We start from the raw sequence: 18,746 nt of genomic DNA, 5'->3' as shown, positions 1-18,746 counted from the left end.
AATGCTTTATTGTAACAATTCATATATTATATAATAATACAACTAATACTTATAATAAATGCTGTGAAATTTGTAACAAGATATTTAATAGGCTTTTGTTATGATGTTAACAAAGTTTGTTATACATATATCAATATAAGAAAGGATTTTTTATGGACATAAAAAGGATTTTAAATTATAGAATTAAGATACCTAATCTTTTTACTAATATATTTAATATATTTAGATCGTTAACTTTAAATAGAGGATTTCAGTTATGTTTTCTTGCAATATTTTTAAAAACCTTATTTTTCCTAGTTATTACATCTAGTGATACAGGAACAGGGGTTAACTTTAAAACTATTTTCTACAGTATGCCTCCGCTACTTGTATATTTTAGCTTTTTTATATGCTTCCTATCATTTTCATTAATATTTAAAGGAAGACTTCATATTGTTGCTTTATATACACTTAATATCTTAATTACATTTATTATTTTAGGAGATCTTCTATACTATAGAGCTAATGGATCGTTTTTATCTATTCATTTAATTAACTATACTTCTAACCTTGATAATCTAGGTAGCAGTATATATACATTATTTAGACCAATAGATTTAATTTTCGCTGGAATTGATATTGTTCTTCTTATTTATATGATTATAGTTCATAATGCCTATACTAAGTTTAAGGGAGGATTACTCCCTTTTTCACTTGTTTTTTTAGTTGGTTTTAGTTATCTATTCTATGCCCATATTAAAATAGATAAACTTAATAGGGGGTTTTTTAACCAGACTATTTTCGTTAATAGCTGGGCTCAAAACCAAACAATGTCAAACCTAACCCCTATTGGATTTCATTTATTCGATACATATAATTATATTAAAGATATGAAGTCCTACACTCTTTCTAATGAAGAAAAATCTTCTGTAGACTACTTCTTTAATAAGAAAGCAGAAATCCTTCCGACTAATGAATATAAGGGAATGTTTAAGGGTAAAAACCTAATTATTCTTCAAGTTGAGTCCCTTGAAAACTTTGTTATAGGTCAAAGTATAGGTGGAACCGAAATTACTCCAAATATTAACAAACTACTTAATAATAGTATTTATTTTAATAATTTTATAGAGCAAACCCATCTTGGAACAACTTCGGATGCTGAACTTATGACTAATACATCTGTATTTCCTGTAAGACGTGGTAGTACCTTTTTTAGATTTCCATCTAACACCTATGAATCTTCATTACCTAATTTAATGGAGTCTATGGGCTATTCAACACTTGCGCTGCATCCTGATAGAGGGTCGTATTGGAATTGGATGAACGCCCTAACATCTATAGGTTTTGATAATTGTATAGATTCAACTAAACTTGATAATAAGGAAATGATTGGACTTGGTATAAGCGATAGGAGCTTCTTAAATCAACTTCCAGGCATCTTAAAGGAGCAGAAAGAGCCCTTTTATACCTTTGCTATAACTTTAACTAGCCACACCCCCTTCTCACTTCCTAAGGAGTATGTAACTGTTAATACCCCTAATTTCTTAAAGGGTAAGTTACTTGGTTCTTATATAGAGTCTATTCACTATACAGATGATGCTATAGGAAGGTTTATAAATGATCTTGAGAAAAACAATATGCTTGATAATAGCGTTGTAGTTATATATGGTGACCACGAAGGGCCACATAAATACTTTAAGGATGACTTTAAATCAACAGATAACCTTGACGAGTTTATGATTAATAATAATTCAAAGGTACCTTTTATTATATATTCTAAGGGTATGGAAGGAAAAACTATACCTACTCTTTCAGGACAAATAGATATTCTTCCAACACTTAGCTACTTAATGGGAGTTGATGAAAAGGAGTATTCCTACTCAAGCTTTGGACGTAATATATTAAACACTAATTATAGCTTTACCTACAATGCAAAGGGTGATATTTTAAATGAAACCCTACCTAACGACCTTGTAAAGCTCCACTCAAAATCTATATACTATAGTGATATATTAATCCGCTCAAACTACTTTAAAAAGGGGGATAAGTAAATGAATATACCATTTTTCCTAGTTCCTCTTTTATGTATAATGCTTATACTTCCTATTGTTTCAATTGAAGGTATAACTCCATGGGCACTTTTTATTTACTATGGCTACAAAATCATCACCTATGCTAATAGGGAAGAAAATAGTAATAAGATACTTATTAAAAGTATCAAGTTCCTATCTCTTAATATATTATTTGTTTTTCTTTATAATTTAGCTATTTATTTTGCAACTAACTTCATCATTAAAAACATTCTATAAAAACAACAAAAGCTGGACCTATTGGTTCAGCTTTTATATTTTACAAATATATATTATAAATTTTAAATTGAAACTTCCTTAACAACGTTTTTAACCCATTTATCACTTCTAAGCCTTTTAATTGTGAATATAGTCTTAACAGCTTCTTCTATTCCAACAAGTAAAACTACTAGGTATACAGGAAGCTTAAAGTATAATGCTCCTAAAAAGGCTAATGGAACACCTATACACCATATTGTAAATGACTCTATAGCTAAAGGATACTTCGTATCCCCTCCCCCTCTAAATATACCTACAATAAGTATAGTATTAACAACGAATCCTGCAAATGATATGGCTCCTATACATAAAAGATATACTGTATCATTAAATAATTTATCTGATACACTAAACATAGACACTACTAATTTTGACGAAACAATCATTAAAATAGATAATATAATTCCAGTAAAGAATCCTATCCATGTAAACCCACGACCATACCTTGCTGCAACCTCCTCCTTATTCTCTCCTATTTTCTGTGCTATCATAACAGCTGCAGAATTAGATATGCCATATACTATAATTAGAAAAAAGTTTTGAACTGTTGTATATATTTGAATAGATGCTAAAGCTTCTGTTCCTATTTTCCCATATGCAACTGAGTACATAACAACACCTGCTGCCCATGCAATTTCTATTAATGTTGTATCAAGAACTGTTTTTAGTATTCTACGATTAAAATCAAAGCTTGTTGAAAGCACTTGTCCACTTCTTGGAATAACAACACTCTTCTTATAAATAAGATAGGAAACTAAAATTAGCGCTTCACATGCCCTTGCAATTACTGTACCAATAGCTGCACCTTTAATTCCAAGAGGGTCAAATCCAAATTTCCCAAATATTAGTATGTAATTAAGTGTACAATTAATTATCAGTGCAATAAAGCTTACAACCATAGGAGTTAATGTATTGCCTATATTCTTACTAGCCGTTGAAAAGCTAATTGTTATTGCAGTAAAAATATACCCAATACAAACTATACTAAAATACTCTTTTCCCTTAGTTATAAGTTCACTATCTGAATTAAATATTCCTATAATAGCCTCAGGAATCAAAAGTCCTGCTGCCATAAATATTACTGCAATAGTCAGTGCTAAAATAGTAGATAGTGTTACTGCATTTCTAACACCCTTAATATTTTTCCCACCAAAAAACTGTGCAATATAAATTCCACATCCACCAGTAATACCAATTAAAATAAAGTTAAATAAGAAAAAAATCTGATTAGATACCCCAACAGCTGCGATCTCCACTTCCCCAAGTCTTCCAACCATTAATGTATCAACCATATTAACAGACGATGTTATAAGGTTTTGAAGACATATAGGTATAGCTAGAAAAACAAGCATCTTATAGAACTTCTTATCATCAAGCATTAATAAACTTTTTAATTTATCCACTGTGTAACCCCCATAATATTATTCATTAATATTAATATTACCACAGTTTCAAAATATTTCAATTTTTCTAATTATTTATTATTAAACATTAAGCTCATCAATCATGTTGATTCCATCATATACAAAACATCTTGTATAGTATCCCTGCTTAACACTAAAACTATAAAACATATCCTTATTCATAGACAATAGATATAATAAAAATACTCTAATAACTCCACCATGGGCAATAACAAAAATAGTTTCATCTGTTTTAGTACTTGTTATTTCATCTATAAACTCAGCACATCTATTATAAAAATTCTCAAAGGATTCCCCTCCTGGAAATGTAAAGCTTTTATAATCCCTTAAGAATTCTTTATATTCACTTTCGTAACCTTCCATTACCTTATTGTAGGCAATACCATCCCAGAGCCCAAAGTCTATCTCGCTTATTCTTTCATCAACTTTAGGGGTTATATTAATTCCACACTCTTTAATAATAATATCTGTAGTTTCTAATGCCCTGTTAAGTGGAGATGTGTATATTTTATTTGGGACAAATCCCTTAACCTTACATGCTACCTCTCTAATCTGGTTAATTCCTCTTAGGTTAAGACTTTCGTTAATATGTCCCTGATATACCCTCATACTATTAAGATTTGTTTCACCATGTCTTATAAATATAAGTTCCATATACTTACACCACCTATAGCTAATACTAAGAATATTACTTCTGACAATTCAATTGAAAACCCTAAAATATCACCTGTTAATCCACCTAGTAACTTTTCTATTTTATTTCTAATAAATATCATAATCCCAGCTACTAAAGGATATATAAATATAAATTTCCACCAAATTATTAATGATAAACATATAAAAATAACCTGATTAATTATAAGTTCCTTCTTAGTAATTTTCCCAATAAAAAGATCACCAAGACCTGAGTTTTCCTTAGCGTATTTTCTGTTATACATATAAAATGTAACTACACCTCTACTTACAATTGATGAAGCTATAATTATACCTATTCCATAGCGTAAACTTCCCGAAAGAAGGGCTTCAGTATAAAGAGTCATCTTTCCTAGTAGTAAAACAATAAGTCCTACTCCTCCAAATGTACCAAGTCTACTGTCACTCATAATTGTAAGGATTTTATCCTTTTCTCTTCCTGAGAATATTCCATCACAGGTATCTGAGAATCCATCTAAATGTAGTCCCCCTGTAGTAATTACATATGAAACCATACCTATAAATCCAGCTAAAAAAGGTGAAAATACATAACTAGAAACATAGACAAAAAATCCTGTTATTACACCTACAATCAAACCTATTATAGGAAAATATCTTACTCCCATTCTAAAATCATCTACTGTTACATCAAAGGACTTTTTAATTGGTATCCTTGTCATAAACTGAACTATTAATAAAAACCTATCCATACTACACCTTTTTAATGCACATAGGAATTGATGATACTACAAGATAAACCTCATCTGATCTTTTTGCTATCATCTGATTAATCCTACCTGCTATGTCCCTAAAATATCTTCCAAGCTTACTTTCAGGTACAACTCCAAATCCAACTTCATTAGTTACAATTACAGCTATTCCATTATAGCTACTTAACTTATCAAGTAGCTTATTAACTTCTTCTATAGCCTGCTTCTCAGCAAGTACAAACTCTTCATGGGTCATATTAACACAATTATCAAGTAGTATATTCGATACCATAATAGTTATGCAATCAATAATAACCCCATCATAGTTATTAATAATATTATTCAAACTCCTATCAAAATCCTTATAAGATTCTAGAGTATCCCAGGACTTTGGCCTTTGCTCCCTATGTTTTTCAACTCTATCCTTCATCTCATCATCAAAGGGAATTGATGTTGCTATATATAGACAGTTATCAAGTTCACTTAATATACTTTCTGCGTAGCTAGACTTTCCACTTCTAGCCCCTCCTGTTACAAGTATCATCTTCATCCCTCCAGTGGTCCTTATAATCTAAAAGGTCTACGTTTCCATCTTCAAATGTCCCCATATTATTAATAATATCACATGCTGTACTTATTATATTAAATGCTATAGGACATCCTGTTCCCTCACCGAGTCTCATATCAAGGTTAATCATTGGCCTTAAATCAAGTTCTCTAATAGCTATATTATACCCCCTCTCAACTGATATATGTGAGGCAAACATATAGTCTTTACATAAAGGGTTAATCCTATATGCGCATAGAGCTGCTACAATAGATATAAATCCATCTATAACAATAGGCATTTTATAATATGCTGCTCCTAGATACATTCCAACAAGTGCTGCAATATCAAATCCTCCAACCCTTCTTAGTGCTTCAAAGCCTGTAATATTATACGGTTTATGAAGATTAATTATTTTTTCTATTACTTCCTTCTTAAGATTAAACTGTTCATCTGTAAGACCTGCACCTCTCCCAACAGCCTCTTCAGTTGAGCACCCTGTTAACATTATTAGTAGTGATGAACTTGTTGTTGTATTACCTATTCCCATTTCACCGGTTCCTATAATATCATACCCTTCTTCCTTTAGCTGCCCTACAGCATCAATTCCTACCTCTATAGCCTGAGTACACTCCTTTTCAGTCATAGCAGGTTCCTTGGCACTATTTCTCGTTCCATAACTTACCTTCTTATTCAAAAGTCCTGGATAACTAATATTAGCATTAACCCCAACGTCTATTACTTTAAGATCAGTTGAGTTAGACTTTGCAATGACCGATATACCTGAAATTCCTCTTAAAAAGTTAATTGTTTGCGTTGCTGTTACACTTTGGGGAGCTGAGGCAACCCCCTCCTCGTGCACTCCATTATCTGATGCCATAACAACTACTACCTTCTTATTACAAGATGGAGTTAATGTTCTTTGTATGCTGCACATTTTACTTGCTATAGTTTCAAGATGTCCAAGGCTTTTTAAAGGTTTAATTAGCCCATCTAACTTCACTTGGCTCCTGCATCTATATTCACTACTTCCACTACTAATCCCCATTAATATTTCCTTATACATATTATCCCTCCAAAGCAAAAAAAACTGTAGTTTCCTACAGTTTTAAGCTACAAATTTAATTTCTCATATAATTTTTCTAGGGTTAAGTTATGCTTTTTCATATATGTACTAACCTCTACCCCTACATATCTAAAATGCCAAGGTTCAAAGGCATATCCTGTTTCATCCTTCTTATTCTTTGGATATCTTAATATGAAGCCATACTTATGTGCATTTTCATATAACCACTTACCCTCAGCAGTATATTGAAAATCCTGTATTAGCTTAAACTTAACACTTTTGCTTGTAAGGTCAACTGCAAGTCCTGTTTGATGCTCACTATGTCCTGGTTTTGCAACAAATGCCTGCTCCTTGTTACCAGAGTTATATACCTTAGCATTATACACCTGAATTTGTCTTTCCTTTGACCTATACCCGCTACTTAGATATATTGTTAGCTTATTATTTTTAGCATCTAATAACATATTCTCTAATGCACTAGCCGCTTCTTTTCTTAGTAGGTTCTTCTCATTTTTGCCCGTATCAACAAGGCTAACATTTGGTACTACTAGACTGTTTCTAAGATCCTTATCATCTACCTTATTATCTTCGTTAACAAGTCTTAGAATATTATCTTTATCATCTTTAATAAGTCTACGTATTTTATCCTCATCACTAACAGATGACTTTTCTTCTTGAATAGGCTGAGCCTTCTCGAGTTCCTTTGAAGGCTTAGTATTGTCTATATTATTTATGTTTTTGCCACCTAAAACATCACTATTTCCGCTATAAACCTCAGTTGATTTACCCTTAAATACATCACCATATATAAGATTTGCTGTAAGCATAATAGCCATAGCAAGGCATAGGCTTTGAATTTTCCTCTGCTTCTCATTCGTTTTTTTCATTTTAACCCCGTAATTGTATCTTATTCTTTTATGTCTATTCCAACCATCCTCATTAAGAATCTAGCGTTTTTGGTTGTACTAATCCCCTCTTTTATCTTGTAGTCAAATAATATCTTGCCCTCTTTGTAGTGCTCTTCAAAGTGATAATTAGCAATCTTTTTGTTGTCTATATCACACAATTCAAAATCATGTGTTGATATTCCACCTATAATATTAGGCTTTGAAAGATTGTTAACCACATTAATAGCTCCTACTATTCTATCCTGGGAATTTGTTCCCCTAAATATCTCATCTATTAAGAATATCATAGGCTTATTTTCCTTAGACGCATCGATTATCTTCTTAATCTTTAGAAGTTCTGCATAGAAGGTTGATATACCCATTTCTAGATTATCTGATATTCTCATAGAAGTTACAACATCCATGTGACTACACTTGAATTTTGATGCTACGACCCTAGCCCCTGTATATGCAAGAATCAGGTTAATTCCAAGGGTTCTAAGGTATGTTGTTTTACCTGACATATTAGACCCTGTAATTACAAGTATCTTTCCGTCTATATGTGCATTATTGGTAACCCTTATATTATTATCTATTAAAGGATGACCAACATCTTCCCCCTGAACACATACTCTATCTTCTATTATACTAGGAACCGTAGTTATTTTACATACATTCTTAATAGTTGAAAGACTTATTGCCTCTTCAAACTTTCCAACTGCATTAATATAATCCTTTATATCGCATCCATACTTAGACTTAAAGTCTTCAAGTGAAAACATACACTGAAAGTCCCATAGGAAAAATATATTAAGAATTAAAAATGCTACTGGATTATATCTCATATCTATATTAGATGTTATTTTTTCAAGCTTTTTAATTGTACCACTTGCTGATTCATTTTTGGTTAAAGTTTCTTTAATTTGATTAATATATTCACTTTTAAATTCCTCATTTTCTATAAGTGAGAATATCTCAACATAAGACTTAAACTCTCTCTTAAAGGGTGTAACACTTGTGAATCCACTATATCCCTTTAAGAAAATATAACCTGTTAAAACAATATTAATAATAATCACTACATATGTAGCATTTAAAAACACCTTATTAAGTGTTAAGTATGATAGGAATATAAGTGTAATAAGAACTATAGGAAGCATAAACACTATACCCTTAAATAATCTGCCTACCTTCTTTGAATCTGTATTATCTAAAAACTTAACTAGATCACTTGAATTATTACTACTGCTACAGTTAAGAGCTGCAAGACCCTCTAGCTTACAAACAAAATCTAACTTATCTGAAAGCTCTTCTACACCCTGCTGCTTAGATTTAATATTCTTAACATCCCCCTTAAGAAGCAATGATTCACTAAGAAGTCTTCTACCCTCATGTGTATTAGTACAGTTAATTAACTGAAATAATGACCCTTTAGAGAAAATATCTAAATCGCTTGAATACTTATGCTCAAGGTCTATGAATTCTTCCCCAATATCCTTAAATTTCTTCCAGTTTCCATTTATTCTATCTATATATCTTTGGTAAACATTTTTAAGGGAAATTATTCTTTTTTCTATTTTCTTAAGCTTCATATGTTGCCATACAAAATAGGAAAACACTAAAATACTTAAAATAATTAAACTTCCTTCTATAAAATTAATTCCCTCTCCAATAAACCTTATACATAAAAATATAACTAGAGCTATTGATAAAAGCCTCATATAACTAATAGTATTAAACTTTTTCCCGTTGCTACTTAATTCTCTATTTAAAGCCTCTATTTTGGTATTAATACTTTCTATATTAATCATTTAATCTCTCCTTACTGTTTATATTGATATTATATCCTATTTTTGATTTATTTTCTTATATTCTTTATATTTTTCATACTCTCCTCTATAATAGGTCTATACATATTTATGGAGGACAGTTATGAAATATTTTTATTTAACCCTAATATCAGTTTCAAGTTTTTTAGTAATATTACTTGGATCCCTATTTATTTCTACCTACGATAAAGACTTTTATATTAAACAGTTTCATATAAATAACACCTACCAAAACCAAATGGTTATTGAAAGAAACATTAATCCAGAAATTATTGCAGATGAGGTTATTGAATATCTTAAGGGCAGTAGTGATAATCTAAATAGAAATGGTTATTTTGAAAGGAAAGAAATAATCCATATGAAGGATGTTTTACACCTATTTAATATTGGTAAAATAGCTTTTGTAGTAGGAATAGTTATTTTAGGACTTTCACTTTATATGCTACATAAAACCTATCTTAGAGGAAGAGAATACATTTTAAGCATTATTAAGTCCTATTATATATTTAGTATGGGAATTATAGGGTTTTTAATTTTATGCGCCCTTAACTTTAGCGAAAGCTTTATAGTTTTCCATGAACTACTTTTTACCAATGACTATTGGCTACTAAACCCTAATACAAGTATAATTATTAACATTATGCCTGAAAGCTTTTTCCTTTCACATACTATTAATATATTTGTTCTTTTTATAACCATATCAATAACACTTACAATAGCCTTATTTATAATGCTATACTTATTTAATAAGAAACTAAAGGAGGATAACTATGCTAACATTCGAAAATAAACTTAATAACTATGCAAAACTAATTATACAAAAAGGTATAAATGTCCAGGAAGGACAGCTTCTTATAATATCATGTTCAATTGAAAACAAGGATTTTGCACTTAAGCTTCTATCAAATGCATATGAAGTAGGTGCAAAACATGTACATATAAACTGGCAATGTGATGAGGCTACAAGACTTTACTACGAAACTTGTAAAGATGAGTACTTTGACTATTATCCTGAATTTATGAAGGCAATGTATGAAACTTCAGATATGGAAAACGCTGCATACCTAAGTGTTAAGGGTGTTGACCCAGATCTACTTAAGGGAATTGATTCAACTAAGGTTGCTAGAGCATCTAAGGCAGCTGGTCTTAAGCTTAAAAATCATCATGACCATGTTTCAGCTTCTAAGGCTACATGGTGCGTTGCACAGGTTCCATCACTTAAATGGGCAAACAAAATGTTCCCAACCCTTGATGATAGTGCTGCACTTTCATCACTATATGACTTAATATTTAGTGCAACTAGAACAGATCTTGAAGATCCTGTTGCTGCTTGGAATGAACATCTTAATAAATTAGAAAATAGGGTTAAACACCTAAATAGTCTAGATATTAAAACTCTACACTATAAGTCATCAACTATGGATATTACCCTTGATTTACCTGAGGGTGCACTATGGCAAGGTGGGGGAGAAAATAGCCAAAATGGTATTTACTTTGTTGCTAATATGCCAACTGAAGAAGTGTTTACTATGCCAAAACGTAATAGCGTTAACGGAACACTTAAGAGCACTATGCCTCTTAACTATAGAGGTAGCTTAATAGAAGACTTTACACTAGAATTTAAGGATGGCAAGGTTGTTTCATATTCAGCAAAAACAGGTGAAGAATCGCTTAAGGGATTACTTGAAACAGATGAAGGTGCTGCATACCTTGGTGAAGTTGCACTTGTACCATTCTCATCACCAATTAACCAAACAGGTAAGATATTCTACTCAACACTATTTGATGAAAATGCATCTTGCCACTTTGCACTAGGTAGCTGCTATACTACTAACATAGTAAATGGAGATAACCTAAGTGATGATGAGCTTCTAGCTAAGGGTGGAAATGTTTCAATTACACATGTTGACTTTATGGTAGGCTCAAATGACCTTAACATTACTGCAACAACTAAAGACAACAAAAACATACTAATATTTGAAAATGGTGAATTTACATTCTAAATATAAAAGAGGCTGCTTATTTAAGCAGCCTCAAACTTTTGAAAATCATATTTTCACATCATCCTATTATTATATTTTTACTTTCCTCTATTAACTACACTTACTCCTATAGCAACGCATATTAATGAGATTACTGTATAAATACTAAATCCTTCCCCAGGAATAATAAGACCTGATAATATAACACCTGATACTGGTATTATAAATCTATAAATAGTAATTTCTCCTGCCTTATTGTACTTAAGTAGGGCAAACCATAATGAAAATGCTATTGCAGAAAGAAATGCTGAATATATTAATAACCCAGTAGCCATTGGTGTAAACACCATATTTTCATATCCCCTGCAGCCTATTCCAAGTGTAAGTAACATTAATGAGCCTATTAACATTTGATATGCATTGGCTACAAATGGATGTATATCCCTACATATTTCCTTAGTTATAATAGTTGCTATTGCAGCTGAAATAGTTGATATAATCATAAATCCTTCACCTGTTAAGGTAAATTCAAATCCAAAGTCCTTACCCCAATTTGCAAATATAATTCCTAAAAACCCTAGGGCTAGTCCAAGGATTTTATTGTAGTTTATTTTATCATTTTTATATACAAAATGTGCAAATAATACTACAAAGAAGTTTTCTGCTGAAGACAGAATTGCACCCTTCATACCTGTAGTATTAGATAACCCAATATAAAAGAATAGGTATAACATAGCTGTTTGGAAAAATCCAAGTACGCTTAACCTTGAAAAATCCTTTTTAGATATTTTAAGTGGCTCTTTTATAAATATTTTTAATATAAAAATTATTATTAGTGATGCTATAAAGAACCTCATACCAGCTAGAAGAATCTTGCCAAATATATCATGTTCAATTCCCATTTCTGCATAACCAAGTTTTAGTACCGGAAATGCACTTCCCCACAATACGGAGCAAAATGCTGCAATCATTATTATCCACTTTTTCTCTGTTAAATACTTCATTATATATCCTCCGCTTTATTTATCTAATTGTATTACATATTTAGCACGTCATTAAGCTAAACTAGACAAAATAAAAAGATATAAACTTAGTGCCTACTAATATCTATATCTTTAAACCCAATTATTATGTTAACTGTTAGTCTCAACACATATGTCTGAAATTAACTTATTAAGCTCATCTGTTGTAACTTCAAGACCATTAAAATTGTTATCTATTGTAACTTTGTACTCTTCTCTTAGACTATCAATAAAATCTATTATAAGTAAGTCTGCTGACTTATCTCCATTAGATGCCTTATTAATAATATCCACTTCAAATGTAGATACGCTCATATCCATAATCCCACCTGAAAGGTTATTGTCCTTTAGAAATACCCTAAGTTTCTTGCTTATTTCGTTTATCAGTCCACCTTCAATATTAAATATAGCACTTGCTTTAGTAGTATTCTCTTCCTGAGATTTTTCCCCTGATATTTTAGTAATTCTTAAGTTATACGACGCATTTTCTTCTAATTGCTGATTCAACAATATCCCTCCTGTCTACAGGTCCATTTTCGGCATCATTTTTATATATCATTAATATTTTATACAAAACTTATGATTATATCAAGTTTTCCTTTCAATATATGAAATTATTCATGACGAAATCATATCTTCCCCTTTATATTTTTATAATTTTCAAAATAAATTATAAATTTTTAAGAATTTGCATGGTTTTTCCACTTTTTGCATTTAAATAAATACAAAGTCTGTGTATAATAATAAATAAGACATATTTCAATATATTACTAAGGTCAAAGGGGGATATATAATGCTACTCCAAAGTAATAATTGTAGACTTTCTCAAAATGACATTGTTCTAATTCTTTCCCAAAGTGTTAACTCTGAGGAATTAACAAACTTTTCATTAAACATTATTGATCCAATCAAACAATACGATAAAGAAAATCATTCTGAACTTTATGTTACCCTAGAATCATTTATAAACAATGATGGAAATTTCAAACGGGTTGCTGAGGATCTTTTCCAGCATGAAAATACTATTAGATATCGTATAAAGAAGATCAAATCAATTCTCAATATGGAAGACTCTAATATTAAATTTATAGAGAGCACTTCTATAGCGTTAAAATTTATGGGACTATTACAATCACAGTAACATTTTTTACTTAAGCGGACTATTTATAATTTTTAGGATCAACTAAAAAAGCACCATAAGTTATGGTGCTTTTTTAATGGATTCTACTTGATATTTTCAACAATACAAATATCAAGTTTTTTAATTAGGTTAATTCTCTTATCTGAACCTATTCTGTTAATAATATTAACAATTGGCTTATCTGGAAAACCTATATTATGCCCTATTATAGTGCCAACTTCACCTGTTGAAAGCATAACCTTTGTTCCAATAGGATATAGTGAAAAATTATCCTTAAATATCTCAACTAATTTGTGGTCAAATAGGGAACCACAACCACCTAATATATATTCATAGGAATCACTTGGTGAAAATGCCTTTCTATACACCCTATCACTTGCAACCGCATCGTATACATCACTTATACATACTATTTTAGAAATATTATCAATTTCCTTCCCTAGTAAACCATGGGGATAACCAGAGCCATCTAACTTCTCGTGATGATATAATATGGCACACCTAGCTGCCTCAGTTATATCATCACTACCTCTTGTTATTTCATAGCCATATATAGGATGCATCTTCATAATTTGAAATTCTTCATTTGATAGCTTTCCGCTTTTATTAAGAATTTCTATAGGGATTTTTGTTTTCCCTATGTCATGAAGCATACCTGCAACTCCAAGTTCAGTAAGACTTTCTTTATTCTTATTTAGCTTAGTACCAAAGAATATTGAAAGCATAGCCACATTAAGAGAATGTATATATGTATAATTGTCGTATGTTTTTAGGTCTGATAAGTATGTAGAATTTATTTCTTGATGGTCCTGTATAAACTCAACCATACTGTCTACCTTACCTAAAACCTCCTTAAATACAGGTTTTTCTCCTCTTTGAAGATTAGAAAACACATTTGAAAATGACTTTAAAACCTCTGTTTTTAGTTTTGCCATTTCCCTGTATTCAGTCCCAAGTTCAGATGCATCCTCATCTTTTATATACACATATCCAACACCTATTTTACGTAGCTTATCAATAAAAACACTATTTAAAACAACCCCTTCTTTTAAAAGAGTATTACCGTCCATAGTAAGAATATGTTGACCTAGTATGTCTCCATCTTCTACACAGTCAAGCTTAACGAATTTCAAGTTATCACCCCATTAATTTAAACCATAACTAGCTTAATCTATTTAAGTTGAATACAAAAATGTTGCCACTGTCTTCTTTAGAATATAGTTTAATTTGCCCATTATGCTTTTCTACAATTAGCTTGACTATACTAAGTCCAAGGCCTGTGCCTTTAGAACTTTTACCGCCTTCGCACTTGTAGAAGGGATCAAATATTTGCTCTATCTTTTCGCTATTAATATAATCCCCTTGGTTTTTAATAATTACGACTAATCCATTTGACTTCATATTACTAATCTCTTTTCTAAATTCGCAATCTACCCAAGGTGGTAAATCATATTCACTTGAATATACCCCTGTCCATATCTTGTTACCTTCTTTAGTATATGTAATAGCATTTGATATCAGATTATCTATAGCTCTCATCATTTCTTTAACATTAACATTGTACTCACCACTACATAATATACTTGATTCATATAATATATTCTTCTTATTACAAAGATCGTCACATCCATCAAATATCATGTTAAAAAATTCGTCTCCTTCAACACTAACAACATCCATAACATCATTAGTTGTTAGTACAGAATACTCTAATAAGTCCTCAATCATTTCGTTCATATAATCACATTTATCCATAATAACCTTTGTTAGCTTATCCACGTCTTCCTTTTCATTAGATAAAATCTCTGAATAAACTCTAATAGATGTTAATGGACTTTTTAAGTCATGTGAAATTGTTGCTACCATATACTCTCTGGCTTTTTTTTCTTCTTCAATAACCTGTTGCTGCTGTGTAATTTCATCTTTCATGCTGCAAAACACCTTAGAAAGCATAGAGATTTCATTATTACCTTGAATGTCTACCTCAACATTCTGCCCCTTTGCAAAACCTGTCATAGCATTTGAAAGATTATTAATTGGCCTTGTCATCTTCGTCTTTATAATTCTAGAAATAAACACTAATGATATTAATGTTGTCACCGCAAGTATTGTACATGCAATATTAAAATGACTAATATATATTAGGTTATCTTCATCTCCAGTTAATGTAATTTTATACATACCTGTTACTTTTCCATTAATGAGTGCAAGTTTTGTAATAGTTGGTTTACCTTCATTAAACTTTATTTTATAAAGATCCTTATAAAACTCTGAGGATCCAAGTGCCTGAACATTGCCCTTTAATGGTTTTGTAGAATATAATTGAATTCCGTTAGATGAAAAAACTTCAACATCTATTCCTTCTTCATTAAAAAGGCCTTCAAAGTCATAGGCGACATTATATATTCGTCCATCACTTAAAACTTTATCGTAAACATTTAGCCTATCCTTAATACGGCTAGAGAGTAGCTCTTCACGAACCTCACTTTGCTCCCTTAATATAAAAAGTCCAGCAATTGAAGTTAGTAAAACCGTTACAACCATTACTATATGGATACCTCTAACCCAACTTTTTATTTTCATTCTTTAAGCTCCCCAATAAAAATATAACCACTACCCCATACAGTTTTTATGTATTTTGGTGATTTCAGATCATCTTTTATCTTTTCTCTAAGTGATTTTATATGTACATTTACAGTATTATTTCCACAAATATCTTTTTCGCCCCATACATTTTCGTATAACTCTTTTTTTGTAAATATTTTAGATGGGTTTTTGCAAAAAAGAAGTAATAAATCATATTCCTTTGCAGTTAAAGATACATATGATTTATTAACTCTTACTTCACCTGAGTCTGGGTTTACACTTAGCCCCCTAGAGTATTCATAGTTACTTACATTACACTCTTTACCCATGTACCTTTTGTACCTTCTTAACTGGGCATCTATTCTTGCCTCTAACTCCACTAGACTAAAAGGCTTAGTTAAATAATCATCTGCTCCTACTTTAAATCCCATAACCTTATCGCTTTCGGAAAACTTGCCACTTAAAATAATAATCGGCACATCACTTTTCATTCGTATACTACTACAAAGTTCAAGCCCACTTAGTCCAGGCATTACAATATCAACAATTACAAGATCTATTCTATCAATATTATTATTAAATATGTTTCTTCCCTCATTGCCATCATTAGCAATATATACAATTCTATTCTTGCTTTCTAAGTACTCCTTTACCGCTTGGGTAATCTCTTTGTTATCTTCTATTAGTAAAATTATTTCCTTCATATTGGTAAAACTCACCTCCTATAAAAATTATACAATATTTTGTATAATTTTGACACATAAAAAAATCTAGCTTGGAGGGGGGCTCCAAGCTAGATTATATCCGCTTCTTTAATGATTTTTTATTATTTTTTGGCTTGCATTTAATATCTTAATATAATAATCTCTATATTTAATTTCTTAATAATAATCTATTTGCTTGACTTGAACATATTTACGAAAATATTTTCTGACTTTTTTGTTGATACCTTTTTGTCATTTTCAAGTCCTTTAGCAATTAAAGTTCCAAATTCATACATTACGTATACCTCCGTTTTATAAATAACTGCTGTTTCAATCATTTAATAATATCTAATAATAGTTTAGTTTTTTTAATAATAATAAGTTTAGTTTATAATAATCTTAGCTTTATAATAATTACATGCTCTTATACATAGTTGCAAACATGTTTTCGAAGTTGCTCTTCTTCTTGTTTTCTACTTCCTTAGCTTCGTAACCCTTAGCTAGTAATAATCCGAATTCGTACATTTATTTCACCTCCCTGTTGTTTATATTCTTATCATACTCAAGTAAAGCGAAAATTACAACCTCTTTTTCATAAAATGTATATTTGCACTAGCAAGTCCTTTGTATAGTTTTCATTAAGGTTTTTTGTTGTTTTTTCTGCAACATAATATAATCATTTTTCAGGTTAAAATGTCATACAAACCATTGGTACAACTAACTTTATAGCTAGTTTACACTTAAATTTTCAAAAAATAATATTTATTCAATATAATTTGATATTTGTAGAAATTCAACAAATACTTATTTTTTAATCAAATCGTACATTATTCAAATAATAACAATAATATTTCGCGTTATATCATATATTCAACAATTCAATACAATTTGTTACCATTTTCTAGGCATTTTCCTATTATTATCGTTAATATTAATACCTCTATTTAGGATTTTTACATATAATCTCTTTTTTACTTTGTGTAACCATTTGTATAAAACTTACCAAAGAAACCTATGATTTTTCTGAATTTTCCCTTTAGTAGATATACTCTTTTTGTAGAAAGTACACAAACAAAAAGCCAAGTTAATATTTTCATATTAACTTGGCTTAAACCCTTATTTAGCAATGTTTCTATTGATAATTTCTATAAATTCGTGTTCTTCTTCCTTATTAGCAAATGCTCTCTTAGGAATAACATGGGCTATCTTATCAGTTACATAAATGAAAAAATACTCATCGGTTTCGTGAACCTTTTTAACTTCATCCCATCTATTAATAGTTTGACCTGCTCTTGAACTTGAGTGTATTCCTTCATCTAATACGTTAATAGTATTCTTACTAACACCTGATGATTGGAATCCACTATCAACAACTTTACTTACATTCTTAAGTGCATTCTTTCTATAATACTTAGGATAAAATACTGCCCATACAATACCTATTCCTAAAAATAAAGGCACACCTATATGTAATGGTAATCCTGTTAGAACATAAAATGCAGCTGAAAGACCTACCAACATCATAGGTATAATAAATCTATGAATTACTAATTCCTTCTTAACATTTGAAGAACTTTCAAGATGATACATGTTAAATTTTATGTAATCATCTTTTGTAATATCGTATTTAATCTTCATATAATTCCCCCCTAATTATTATCTTCCATAAAATTTCGAATAATTTAATATTATAACAATCTTAATATAATATCAACTATACATAGTTTATTACTGTTAATTAATAACTATACTAATTGTATAAAATAAGAAACTACTATATAATTTTATGTGAATTTAAAGTTTTATATTATTAATGAAAGGAAGTTAA

At 30.4% G+C, this 18,746-nt stretch carries 19 protein-coding genes; 5 read left to right on the top strand and 14 right to left on the bottom strand.

Annotated elements, in window-relative coordinates; translation table 11 throughout:
- Positions 1 to 152 precede the first annotated feature (152 nt).
- Both RR539_RS01725 and RR539_RS01720 read left to right on the top strand, forming a co-directional pair.
- On the top strand, positions 153 to 2,030 hold the full coding sequence (locus tag RR539_RS01725; RefSeq protein ID WP_332472958.1) for an LTA synthase family protein: 1,878 nt from the start codon (positions 153 to 155) through the stop codon (positions 2,028 to 2,030).
- Positions 2,031 to 2,288 (top strand): hypothetical protein, encoded by a 258-nt coding sequence (locus RR539_RS01720; RefSeq protein WP_332472957.1) that lies wholly within the window; start codon positions 2,031 to 2,033, stop codon positions 2,286 to 2,288.
- Positions 2,289 to 2,350: 62 nt separating this feature from the next.
- Here RR539_RS01720 and RR539_RS01715 read toward each other — a convergent pair whose 3' ends face one another.
- The 7 genes from RR539_RS01715 to RR539_RS01685 form a co-directional block, all read right to left on the bottom strand.
- On the bottom strand, positions 2,351 to 3,730 hold the full coding sequence (locus RR539_RS01715) for an MATE family efflux transporter (RefSeq protein WP_332472956.1): 1,380 nt from the start codon (positions 3,728 to 3,730) through the stop codon (positions 2,351 to 2,353).
- An 81-nt stretch (positions 3,731 to 3,811) separates the two neighbouring features.
- Positions 3,812 to 4,405, bottom strand: a complete 594-nt coding sequence (locus tag RR539_RS01710; protein WP_332472955.1) for a histidine phosphatase family protein — start codon at positions 4,403 to 4,405, stop codon at positions 3,812 to 3,814.
- A complete protein-coding gene (gene cobS / locus RR539_RS01705; RefSeq protein ID WP_332472954.1) occupies positions 4,387 to 5,154 on the bottom strand; it encodes an adenosylcobinamide-GDP ribazoletransferase in 768 nt (255 codons plus the stop codon). Before cobS ends, RR539_RS01710 begins: the two co-directional genes overlap by 19 nt.
- A gap of 1 nt (position 5,155) precedes the next feature.
- Positions 5,156 to 5,704, bottom strand: coding sequence for a bifunctional adenosylcobinamide kinase/adenosylcobinamide-phosphate guanylyltransferase (cobU, locus tag RR539_RS01700; RefSeq protein WP_332472953.1), 549 nt, complete (start codon positions 5,702 to 5,704; stop codon positions 5,156 to 5,158).
- Positions 5,673 to 6,767: a nicotinate-nucleotide--dimethylbenzimidazole phosphoribosyltransferase gene (gene cobT / locus RR539_RS01695; protein WP_332472952.1), complete on the bottom strand. Its 1,095-nt coding sequence runs from the start codon at positions 6,765 to 6,767 to the stop codon at positions 5,673 to 5,675. Before cobT ends, cobU begins: the two co-directional genes overlap by 32 nt.
- Before the next feature lie 47 nt (positions 6,768 to 6,814).
- Positions 6,815 to 7,654: a M15 family metallopeptidase gene (locus RR539_RS01690; protein ID WP_332472951.1), complete on the bottom strand. Its 840-nt coding sequence runs from the start codon at positions 7,652 to 7,654 to the stop codon at positions 6,815 to 6,817.
- Between the two features lie 20 nt (positions 7,655 to 7,674).
- Positions 7,675 to 9,465 (bottom strand): MutS-related protein, encoded by a 1,791-nt coding sequence (locus tag RR539_RS01685; RefSeq protein WP_332500172.1) that lies wholly within the window; start codon positions 9,463 to 9,465, stop codon positions 7,675 to 7,677.
- Between the two features lie 121 nt (positions 9,466 to 9,586).
- Between RR539_RS01685 and RR539_RS01680 the strand changes: the two genes are divergently transcribed.
- Both RR539_RS01680 and RR539_RS01675 read left to right on the top strand, forming a co-directional pair.
- Positions 9,587 to 10,273, top strand: coding sequence for a TIGR01906 family membrane protein (locus RR539_RS01680; RefSeq protein ID WP_332472949.1), 687 nt, complete (start codon positions 9,587 to 9,589; stop codon positions 10,271 to 10,273).
- Positions 10,254 to 11,486: an aminopeptidase gene (locus tag RR539_RS01675; RefSeq protein ID WP_332472948.1), complete on the top strand. Its 1,233-nt coding sequence runs from the start codon at positions 10,254 to 10,256 to the stop codon at positions 11,484 to 11,486. Before RR539_RS01680 ends, RR539_RS01675 begins: the two co-directional genes overlap by 20 nt.
- Before the next feature lie 77 nt (positions 11,487 to 11,563).
- Here the strand turns inward: RR539_RS01675 and RR539_RS01670 are convergent, their stop codons facing one another.
- Positions 11,564 to 12,469: a DMT family transporter gene (locus RR539_RS01670; protein WP_332472947.1), complete on the bottom strand. Its 906-nt coding sequence runs from the start codon at positions 12,467 to 12,469 to the stop codon at positions 11,564 to 11,566.
- A gap of 129 nt (positions 12,470 to 12,598) precedes the next feature.
- On the bottom strand, positions 12,599 to 12,994 hold the full coding sequence (locus RR539_RS01665) for a hypothetical protein (RefSeq protein WP_332472946.1): 396 nt from the start codon (positions 12,992 to 12,994) through the stop codon (positions 12,599 to 12,601).
- A 286-nt stretch (positions 12,995 to 13,280) separates the two neighbouring features.
- On the opposite strand from RR539_RS01665, the gene RR539_RS01660 reads away from it, so the two are divergent.
- Positions 13,281 to 13,628, top strand: coding sequence for a helix-turn-helix domain-containing protein (locus tag RR539_RS01660; protein WP_332472945.1), 348 nt, complete (start codon positions 13,281 to 13,283; stop codon positions 13,626 to 13,628).
- An 83-nt stretch (positions 13,629 to 13,711) separates the two neighbouring features.
- Here the strand turns inward: RR539_RS01660 and RR539_RS01655 are convergent, their stop codons facing one another.
- The 5 genes from RR539_RS01655 to RR539_RS01635 all read right to left on the bottom strand — a co-directional run bounded on the left by RR539_RS01655 (position 13,712) and on the right by RR539_RS01635 (position 18,556).
- Positions 13,712 to 14,761 (bottom strand): HD-GYP domain-containing protein, encoded by a 1,050-nt coding sequence (locus tag RR539_RS01655; RefSeq protein ID WP_332472944.1) that lies wholly within the window; start codon positions 14,759 to 14,761, stop codon positions 13,712 to 13,714.
- Between the two features lie 28 nt (positions 14,762 to 14,789).
- Positions 14,790 to 16,211: a HAMP domain-containing sensor histidine kinase gene (locus RR539_RS01650; protein WP_332472943.1), complete on the bottom strand. Its 1,422-nt coding sequence runs from the start codon at positions 16,209 to 16,211 to the stop codon at positions 14,790 to 14,792.
- Positions 16,208 to 16,918: a response regulator transcription factor gene (locus RR539_RS01645; protein WP_332472942.1), complete on the bottom strand. Its 711-nt coding sequence runs from the start codon at positions 16,916 to 16,918 to the stop codon at positions 16,208 to 16,210. Before RR539_RS01645 ends, RR539_RS01650 begins: the two co-directional genes overlap by 4 nt.
- A 971-nt stretch (positions 16,919 to 17,889) precedes the next feature.
- Entirely contained in the window at positions 17,890 to 18,015 is a 126-nt protein-coding gene (locus RR539_RS01640; protein ID WP_332500171.1) for a hypothetical protein, read from the bottom strand.
- 19 nt (positions 18,016 to 18,034) lie between these two features.
- Positions 18,035 to 18,556 carry a YcxB family protein gene (locus tag RR539_RS01635; protein WP_332472941.1) on the bottom strand — a complete coding sequence of 174 codons (522 nt, stop codon included), beginning with the start codon at positions 18,554 to 18,556 and terminating at the stop codon, positions 18,035 to 18,037.
- Positions 18,557 to 18,746: the final 190 nt, after the last annotated feature.

The organism is Clostridium sp. (genome assembly GCF_036639235.1).
GTDB lineage: Bacteria > Bacillota > Clostridia > Clostridiales > Caloramatoraceae > Clostridium_AB.
This window is presented reverse-complemented; position numbering and strand designations above follow the sequence as displayed.